1 protein-coding gene is annotated in these 2062 nt (G+C 39.5%); it reads left to right on the forward strand.

Going from position 1 to position 2062, the window contains the following annotated elements; all coding sequences use genetic code 11:
* The first annotated feature begins 711 nt into the window (after nt 1-711).
* Complete coding sequence (gene ltrA / locus ACFWM3_RS24920) at nt 712-1971, forward strand: group II intron reverse transcriptase/maturase (RefSeq protein WP_390313396.1); 1260 nt, start codon at nt 712-714, stop codon at nt 1969-1971.
* Nucleotides 1972-2062 lie beyond the last annotated feature (91 nt).

The following is a 2062-nucleotide window of genomic DNA, read 5'->3' on the forward strand; positions in this document are numbered from 1 at the left end:
CATAGTGCGTGCGTGGCAGCACGTTTATCAGGTGGGTTAAAGTCCCACTGAATCTCGGACTAGGAGATTCATATCCAAACTTGGGAGTAATGTCTCAAGGGCTGATGTTTATCATCAGAGGGCAGGGCGTCCATCGTGAGGTGGAGTCTGAAGGGCTTGAGGAGAAATACCAGGCCGTAGTGAAACGGGGCAACCCGAAATGCGAACCGGTCGGCCAAAGATGGGGCAAGGTCGAGCCTGCACTATGGAGGCGAAGGCATCACTAGTCCACCCATCGTACCAAGGTGTGTGCGGGCGGCATGGTATGGAAGATAATCGTAGCGACCCATGGAGAACTCGTAGTGTCTGGTACATTAACACTTATTAGGGCAAGTGTTTAAATAAAGCCGGAATGAATGTTTCTGTGACAGTCATTCACTAAAGTAAATCACAGAATCCCAGTAATGTGAACTATAAGGAAACCCCGAAATGGACACAAATGCACTGCGAGAAGTCGGAGAGCTGAATAGTACTTAAACAGACGAACAACAAAAACGTCTGGAGCATCTCTACTAGAGATGTCATTTATTTATTCAAAAGGTAAATAGATGGGGAAGGCAGCTTGCTTTATGGAACTAAAATTTCAGAATTAGTTTTGCGAGTAAAACGAACAAGAACGGAAAGTTCCCTTTGTGAAAGACCCTAAACTTGTAAGTGGAGGATACAAAATCAATGACGAATAACGGTACAACAAGAAAGATTCATTCCTTAATAGATAAGGTTTACCAGCCAACAAATCTACTAATGGCATGGGAAAAAGTTAAGGAAAACAAAGGTAGTGGAGGAATCGACAATATAAGTATTAGCGATTTTGAAAACTCAATATATGAAGAACTAGACAAACTACATCATAACTTGAAAAATGATTCATATAAACCATTACCGGTAAGAAGAGTTAACATTCCAAAAAGAAATAAACCTAACGAAAAGAGACCTCTTGGAATTCCATCTATACGGGACAGAGTATGTCAACAAGCATTGAAGAACCGTCTTGAACCAATTTTCGAACCAACTTTTAATGACTGTAGTTTTGGTTATAGACCAGGAAAGTCAGCCCATCAAGCTATGAGGAAGATATACCGAGACATTTTAAATGGTTACGAATGGGTCCTAGATGCAGACTTGAGGGATTTCTTTGGGAATGTTCAACATGAAATGTTAATAAATAAAATTACGGAAAAAGTAAGTGATGGACGAGTCTTACGACTCATTAGGCAAATGCTTATAGCCGGCTATATGGAAAAAGGAAAGAAACATGTGACCACACAAGGCACACCGCAAGGTGGGGTAATCAGTCCGTTATTCAGTAATATCTATCTAGATTCATTTGACCATGAAATGGTTGATAAAGGGTATCGGCTTACAAGATTTGCCGATGATTGGGTAGTACTCTGTAAAACAAGAAACGACGCAGTGAAAGCATTAAATGATGCAAGAAAAATACTGTCAAAAATTGGATTAACACTCCACCCTGAGAAGACCAGAATTACACATATTAAATGGGGTTTTGAATTTTTAGGTTATAAAATTAAACAAGGAAAAGGACTTAAACTTTCTCGCCATAAAATCAAAAAGCAACCTAATATTATGAACATCTACGTAATTCCTACTGAGAAATCAGTAAAACGATTCATGGAAACTATACGGAACCGTACTAAACGTAAGATTCCTTTAAGCTTATATGAGTTAATAGAGGGTATCAATCCTGTCATAAGAGGATGGGGTAACTATTATCGTAAAGCTCACGTTAGAAAACTCTTCAATAAACTCCAACGCTGGATTGTAAGACGAATATGGAGCCATCGATTTAAAAGATGGCGAAACATGGGTTGGAAGAAACTACACGAATCCAAACTTTATTCGAATTACAATCTTGTTAATCTTATCTCATTAATTCCAGATATAGAATCTAAAGTTGCATCCAAAGGATGACATAAAGGAAAGCGGATTACGGGAAAACTGTACGATCCGTTTGATTGAGCGGACGGAGGGAGGCTATTGCCGACCTCCTTCGACTCTACAC

This window comes from Gottfriedia sp. NPDC058432 (genome assembly GCF_042721555.1).
GTDB lineage: Bacteria > Bacillota > Bacilli > Bacillales > Bacillaceae_G > Gottfriedia.